The organism is Bordetella ansorpii (assembly GCF_900078315.1).
Taxonomy (GTDB): Bacteria; Pseudomonadota; Gammaproteobacteria; order Burkholderiales; family Burkholderiaceae_B; genus Bordetella; species Bordetella ansorpii.
In genome coordinates this window covers 328,590-335,439 of the sequence record NZ_FKBS01000007.1, presented here as the reverse complement: position 1 = coordinate 335,439, position 6,850 = coordinate 328,590, and the positions used below count along the sequence as shown (strand labels likewise).

The 6,850-nt window shown below is 67.1% G+C and carries 5 protein-coding genes; 3 read left to right on the top strand and 2 right to left on the bottom strand.

Annotated elements, in window-relative coordinates:
* Positions 1-136 precede the first annotated feature (136 nt).
* The gene (locus A7W11_RS03875) at positions 137-406 is read right to left on the bottom strand and encodes a hypothetical protein (RefSeq protein WP_066123037.1); all 270 of its coding nucleotides are present in this window, start codon (positions 404-406) and stop codon (positions 137-139) included.
* 255 nt (positions 407-661) lie between these two features.
* Between A7W11_RS03875 and A7W11_RS03870 the strand changes: the two genes are divergently transcribed.
* The 3 genes from A7W11_RS03870 to A7W11_RS03860 all read left to right on the top strand — a co-directional run bounded on the left by A7W11_RS03870 (position 662) and on the right by A7W11_RS03860 (position 4,973).
* The gene (locus A7W11_RS03870; protein WP_066408398.1) at positions 662-2,641 is read left to right on the top strand and encodes a bifunctional metallophosphatase/5'-nucleotidase; all 1,980 of its coding nucleotides are present in this window, start codon (positions 662-664) and stop codon (positions 2,639-2,641) included.
* Positions 2,642-3,093: 452 nt separating this feature from the next.
* Positions 3,094-4,113: a biotin synthase BioB gene (bioB, locus tag A7W11_RS03865; RefSeq protein ID WP_066408389.1), complete on the top strand. Its 1,020-nt coding sequence runs from the start codon at positions 3,094-3,096 to the stop codon at positions 4,111-4,113.
* Positions 4,110-4,973, top strand: a complete 864-nt coding sequence (locus tag A7W11_RS03860) for a DMT family transporter (protein WP_066408382.1) — start codon at positions 4,110-4,112, stop codon at positions 4,971-4,973. Before bioB ends, A7W11_RS03860 begins: the two co-directional genes overlap by 4 nt.
* Before the next feature lie 46 nt (positions 4,974-5,019).
* Here the strand turns inward: A7W11_RS03860 and recQ are convergent, their stop codons facing one another.
* Positions 5,020-6,834 (bottom strand): DNA helicase RecQ, encoded by a 1,815-nt coding sequence (gene recQ / locus A7W11_RS03855; RefSeq protein ID WP_066408378.1) that lies wholly within the window; start codon positions 6,832-6,834, stop codon positions 5,020-5,022.
* Positions 6,835-6,850 lie beyond the last annotated feature (16 nt).

The following is a 6,850-nucleotide window of genomic DNA, read 5'->3' as shown; positions in this document are numbered from 1 at the left end:
GGTTAGAATACCGGCCTGTCACGCCGGGGGTCGCGGGTTCGAGCCCCGTCCGCTCCGCCAAAATTCAAAGGGTTGGTTCGATGCAGATCGAGCCAACCCTTTTTCATTTCCGCCTGCCGCAGCCGGCGCGGCGACGTCAGTCCTCGTCGTCGTCATCCTCCGCCACCACCACCCTCAACCGGTACTTGGCCTGCGCCTCGCTCACGACGCGCGCGACCACCTCGGCATACGTCTTGTCGCCGGCATAGGGCGGCATGTTCCAGTTGCCGGCGCCCTGGTCGTCCCGCAGCAGTTGCGGCGGCGGGATGACGATCTTCACGTCGCCCGCGGGCGAGGTCAGCCCATCCACCGCCTGCTGGACATACAGGCGGATCTCATCGGCGGTACGTTCTTCTTTCTGGGCCATCGTGGTCTCCGGTTTTTTAACGTGGTGATCCAATGGTAGGCCTGTTGCCGGCGGCGCGCGGTCACGATCCATGACCGATGTGAGCAGAAGGAACATTGCGTCCCTCATATTCAAATTACGTCAGCATGACTGGCCGACACATTAATACACACCGTTTCAGGGAAACGACAGAAACCCTTTTTCATTCAGCTGCGTAACAGCTACGTCATTACCCCAGGCAACCATGACGCCTCTTTTTGTATCGAGGAGAGAGTCATGCACGCTGAGCCGTCCTTTGGCCGCAACGGGTCCGAGTCCCGTTGGAACCATCGTCTGAAAGTCATCGCCGCGGCCCTGGCCGCCGCAGGTCTGGTCGCCGCTTGCGGCGGCAGCGACCACGACGACGACCAGGCCACCACGCCGCCGGTCGCTGGCGAGCCGATGGACCTGACCATCCTGCACATCGACGATCACCATTCGAACCTGGATGCCAAGAACCGTACGCTGAACCTGAAGAATGCCGCCGGCACCCGCACGGCGGTCAGCGTCGAGGCCGCCGGCTTCCCGCGCGTCACCGCGGCCATGAAAGAGCTGTCCGTTGGCAAGAGCAACGTGCTGAAGCTGCACGCTGGCGACGCCCTGACCGGCACGCTGTATTACAACCGCGCCGGCGCGCTGGGCGAAGCCGATGCCACGATGATGAACACCGTGTGCTTCGACGCCTTCACGCTGGGCAACCACGAATTCGACAAGGGCGACACCGAACTCAAGGGCTTCATCGACCGCCTGCACGCCGGCGATTGCCAGACCCCGGTTATCAGCGCCAACGTGCACTTCGGCGAGAACTCCCAACTGAACCCGTCGCGCGCCCCGGGCTACGTCAACCCGTACACCATCGTCGAGCGCAGCGACCAGAAGATCGGTATCGTCGGCCTGACGATCGCCACCAAGACCAAGAACTCGTCCAGCCCCGACGCCGACACCACGTTCGAAGACGAAACCGTTGCCGCGCAGCGTTCGATCGACGAACTGAAGGCACAGGGCATCAACAAGATCGTCGTCATGAGCCACATCGGCTACGAGTACGACAAGCAGGTGCTGGCCAACCTGAGCGGCGTGGACGTCGTGGTCGGTGGCGACTCGCACACCCTGCTGGGCCCGGACTCGCTGACCGACTACGGCGTGGGCACCCCCGCCGGCAAGTATGCCGAGCAGTTGGCCGACAAGGACGGCAGCCCCGTGTGCCTGGTGCACGCCTGGGAATACTCGCAGGTCGTGGGCGAACTGAACGTCTCGTTCGACAAGGACGGCAAGGTCACCAACTGCGGCGGTACGCCTCACGTGCTGATCGACGAGAACATCAGCGTCAGCGGTGCCACGCCCAGCGCGGCCGATCTGCGCGCCATGCGTGACGACATCGCCGCCAGCGGCTTCCTGCGCATCACGCACCCCGACACCGCCGCCGCCGAACTGCTGAAGCCCTTCAAGGCCTTCGTGGATGAGTTCCGCGCCAAGGAAGTCGCCATCACGATGCAGGAACTGTGCCGTCGCCGCGTTCCCGGCACGCCGCCCAACCCCGCCATCGCCGACGTCAGCAACAGCAGCGACACTTGCAACACCGAAGGCAACGTCGCCCTGCGCGGCGGCGACATCCAGCAGTATGTCGCTCAGGCCTTCCTGGAAATCGCCAACAGCGACTACGGTGGCGCCGACATCTCGCTGCAGAACGGCGGCGGCGTGCGCGTGGCCCTGCCCATCGACACCGTCACGGGCCGCGTGACGGCTGCCGACGTGCTGACCGTCCTGCCCTTCAGCAACATGCTGTGGCGCCTGGAGCTGACCGGCGCCGAGGTCAAGACCATGGTGGAAGATGGCCTGAACGCCGTGTTCGGCACGGGCGGCTCGACCGGCCCCTACCCCTACACGGGCGGCCTGCGCTTCGACGTGAACTACGCCCAAGCCTACGGCAGCCGCGCCAGCAACCTGGAAGTGCGCAACCGCGACACCGGCGTGTGGGAAGCCATCGACCCTGCCAAGACCTACAAGCTGTTCACGCTGAGCTTCGCGGCCCAGGGTGGCGACGGCTACAAGGTCCTGGCCACGATCCCGGCCGAGCGCCGCGAAGACATCGGCGTGCTCGACGCTGACGCCTTCCAGACCTACATCGATCGCCAGACCGTCGATTCGTCGACGAACCTGCCGGTGATCGAGCGCGTGGACGGCGCGCTGTACAGCACGAAGTCGTTCAACCCCTGATAGGCACGCCGCTCGGCCTGTAAAAGGCTGAGCCTCGGTGTCCGATACGCCCGCCTGCCGGGTGGCCAGAAATGGCCGCCAGGCGTGGCGGGCGAACTTTTGGACGGACGGTCTGGCGGCCCCCGCGGCATGGCGACCGTGACCGGCTTGCATTCGCGGCAGGCCGGATCTCTGAAAGACAAGGCCCGCTTGGCGAAACGCCGCTCTTCCAGGCCTCGGGCACAAGGCGCATCTTAAATTTACTTTCAGATACAACAATTAAGACGCCTGGTCGGTCCGCAAGATGCCTGCGCGTTACCAGCAACCAGCACGCAATTTTCAGGCTACCTCTTTTAACATCAGCCAAAATAACGCCAATTTCGCGATTTTTGACGGAATTGCCTTTCTCGCCCCACCCTTCTTACGATGCGCCAGCCGCTGGCCCCCGCCTCGGCCGTGAAGAAGGAGCCCCCATGCACACCCAGCCCGTGGCTGCCCCCGCGCGCCAGCCATCCGCCCTCTCGGCGGACGCCGCCTGGCAAGTCGACGACTTGATGACGCTGTACGACCTGCCGCTGCCCGACCTGCTGCACCGCGCGCAATCGGTGCATCGCAAGCATTTCGCCGCCGACACGGTGCAGCTCTCCACGCTGCTGTCGATCAAGACCGGCGGCTGTCCGGAGGACTGCGGCTATTGCCCGCAAGCGGCCCGCTACGACACCGGCGTGACCTCGCAGGCTCTGCTGCCGCTGGAAGACGTGCTGCAGGCCGCCCGCGCGGCCCGCGACAGCGGCGCGCGCCGCTTCTGCATGGGCGCGGCCTGGCGCAGCCCCAAGCCGCATCAACTGGAAGCCGTCGCCCAGATGGTGGCGGCGGTGAAGGCGCTGGGCCTGGAAACCTGCGTGACGTTGGGCATGCTGCGCGATGGCCAGGCCGAGCAATTGAAGGACGCCGGGCTGGACTACTACAACCACAACCTGGACACGTCGCCGGCCTTCTACGGCGACATCATCTCGACCCGTACCTACCAGGACCGCCTGGACACGCTGCAGCGCGTACGCGGCGCCGGACTGTCGGTGTGCTGCGGCGGCATCATCGGCATGGGCGAATCGCGCCGCGAGCGCGCCGCGCTGATCGCCCAACTGGCCGACCTGCGCCCGTATCCCGAATCGGTACCGATCAACAACCTGATCGCCGTGCCCGGAACGCCGCTGGCCGATGCCGAACCGCTCGACCCCTTCGAACTGGTGCGGACCATCGCGGTGGCCCGCATCGCCATGCCGCGCGCCATGGTGCGCCTGTCGGCGGGCCGCGAGTCGCTGGCGGACGCCGAACAGGCGCTATGCTTCCTGGCCGGCGCGAACTCGATTTTCTACGGCGACACCTTGCTGACCGCCGCCAACCCGCAGGCCGACGCCGACCGCCGCCTTCTGGCGCGCCTGGGCATGCGTGCCGGCGATGCCCTTCCCCCCATGGAGGCTGTATGCCTATGACCCCCGGCCTTCTGTTGCTGGCCATCAGCGTGACGTGCAGCGTCACGGTTTCCGTGCTGCTGAAACTGGCCCGCCGCCACGGCATCGACGTGCGCCAGTCCTTCGCGGCCAACTACGGCATCGCGGCCATCCTGTGCTGGCTGACGCTGTCGCCCCAGCCCGTGCAGGCGCTGTCCACGCCCGGCGCCTGGATGCTGCTGGCGCCGCTGGCGGTGCTGATGCCTTCCGTCTTCATGGCGATGGCGCAATCGGTGCGCCACGCGGGCATCGTGCGCAGCGACGCCGCGCAGCGCCTGGCCCTGTTCATCCCCCTGCTGGCCGCCTTCGCCTTGTTCGGCGAACAACTGACGGGCCACAAGCTGGCGGGCATCGCGCTGGCCTTCGGCGCCCTGGCCTGCCTGCTGCGCCGGCCACGCAACGAGGCCGCCGATCCCGACGCCACGCGCGGCGCCTGGCTGTGGCCGGTGGCGGTCATGGTGGGCTACGGCGTGATCGACGTGCTGTACAAGCAGATGGCGCGCGCCGGCTCGGCCTTTCCGGGCACGATGCTGGTGGTGTTCATCCTGGCCGGCCTGGTGACCACGCTGTACCTGGTGGCGCGCCGCGTGCAGTGGCAATGGCGCAGCCTGGGCGCGGGCGTCGTCCTGGGACTGTTCAACTACGGCAACATCATCACCTACATCAAGGCGCACCAGAGCCTGCCGGGCAATCCGGCGCTGGTGTTCGCGTCGATGAACATGGGCGTGATCACGGTCGGCACCCTGGTGGGCGCGCTGGTGTTCCGCGAACGCCTGAGCCCGCTGAACCTGGTGGGCCTGGTGCTGGCGCTCGGCGCCATCGTGGTGATGATGCCGCGCTGAATCGGCGAAAGCGGTGACGGGCGCCGCGGCGCCCGTCATGCGTGGATCATCCCTGCGACACGTGCCGCAGGATGTCCTCGCCGTAGGCATCCAGCTTGCGCGCGCCCACCCCGCTGATGTGCCCCAGGTCTTCCAGCGTTTCGGGTTTCGCGGTGGCGATCTCGCGCAGCGTGGCGTCATGGAAGATCACGTAGGCCGGCACGCCGTGGTTCTTGGCGACTTCGCCGCGCCAGGCGCGCAGGGCATCGAACAGCGGCTTGGCCTCGGGCGGCAGATCCACCGCCTCGGCACGGGCGCGCTGCGCGCCGCGCGAGCGCTCTTTCTTCTCCGGCTCGCGGCGCAGCATCAACTGGCGCTCGCCCTTGAGCACCGTGCGGCTGTCTTCCGTCAGCGCCAGGGTGCCGTAGCCTTCGTGGTCCACCATCAGCAGCCCCTGCGCCAGCAACTGGCGCAGCACGCCGCGCCAGGCCTGGTCGGACAGGTCGGCCCCGATGCCGAACACGGTCAGCGATTCGTGATCGTGCTGGCGCGTGCGCTCGGTGCTCTTGCCGCGCAGGATGTCGATGATGTGGCCCGCGCCATAGCGCTGGCCGCGCTGCTGCAGGCGGTAGACCGCCGACAGCACCTTCTGCGCGGCCACCGTGCCGTCCCAGGCCTGGGGCGGATCCAGGCAGACGTCGCAGTTGCCGCAGGCGGTGATGGTCTGGCCGAAGTAGGCCAGCAGGCGCACGCGGCGGCATTCGACCGTCTCGCACAGGCCCAGCATGGCGTCCAGTTGCTGCCCCAGGCGGCGGCGATAGGCCTCGTCGCCCGGCGATTCGTCGATCATGCGGCGCTGCTGCACCACGTCCTGCAGGCCATACGCCAGCCAGGCCGACGCGGGCAGGCCGTCGCGGCCGGCACGGCCGGTTTCCTGGTAGTAGCCCTCGACCGATTTCGGCAGGTCGATGTGCGCCACGAAGCGCACGTCGGGCTTGTCGATACCCATGCCGAACGCGATGGTGGCCACCATGACGATGCCGTCCTCGCGCAGGAAGCGCGACTGGTTGGCCGCGCGCACCTGCGCCCCCAGCCCCGCGTGATAGGGCAAGGCATTGACGCCGTTGTTGCACAGGAACTCGGCGGTTTCTTCCACGCGGGCGCGCGACAGGCAGTAGATGACGCCCGAATCGCCCGCGTGCTCGGTGCGGATCAGGTCCAGCAACTGGCGCCGCACTTCGTTTTTCTCGACGATGCGATAGCGGATGTTCGGCCGGTCGAAGCTGGCCACGAAATGGCGGGCCGTATCCAGTGCCAGGCGCTGCGCGATCTCGTCGCGCGTGGCGGCGGTGGCCGTGGCCGTCAACGCGATGCGCGGCACGTCGGGCCAGCGCTCGTGCAACATCGACAGCCCGAGGTATTCCGGCCGGAAATCATGCCCCCACTGCGACACGCAATGCGCCTCGTCGATGGCGAACAGGGCCACACGGCCGCGTTCCAGCAGTTCGAGGCAACGGTCGGTCATCAGGCGCTCGGGCGCCACGTACAGCAGGTCGAGCTCGCCGGCCAGGAAGGCCTGTTCGACCTCGCGGGCCACGCGCCACTCCTGGGTGGAATTCAGGAAGGCCGCGCGCACGCCCAGCTCGGTCAGCGCGTCGACCTGGTCCTGCATCAGCGCGATGAGCGGGGACACGACCACGCCGGTGCCTTCGCGCACCAGCGCGGGCACCTGATAGCAGAGGGATTTGCCGCCGCCGGTGGGCATCAGCACCAGGGCATCGCCGCCGTCGATGACGTGCTGGACGATGTCCTGCTGGTCACCGCGGAAGGATTCGTAGCCGAAGACGCGCTGCAGTACGGACAGGGCGCGCGGGTCAGACATGGAAAGCAGCCGAAAG

Bases quoted from the DNA above. Each gene is read 5' to 3' on its own strand.
- bioB (WP_066408389.1), top strand. From the start codon at position 3,094: ATGCACACCCAGCCCGTGGCTGCCCCCGCGCGCCAGCCATCCGCCCTC.
- A7W11_RS03870 (WP_066408398.1), top strand. From the start codon at position 662: ATGCACGCTGAGCCGTCCTTTGGCCGCAACGGGTCCGAGTCCCGTTGG.
- A7W11_RS03860 (WP_066408382.1), top strand. From the start codon at position 4,110: ATGACCCCCGGCCTTCTGTTGCTGGCCATCAGCGTGACGTGCAGCGTC.
- recQ (WP_066408378.1), bottom strand. From the start codon at position 6,834: ATGTCTGACCCGCGCGCCCTGTCCGTACTGCAGCGCGTCTTCGGCTAC.
- A7W11_RS03875 (WP_066123037.1), bottom strand. From the start codon at position 406: ATGGCCCAGAAAGAAGAACGTACCGCCGATGAGATCCGCCTGTATGTC.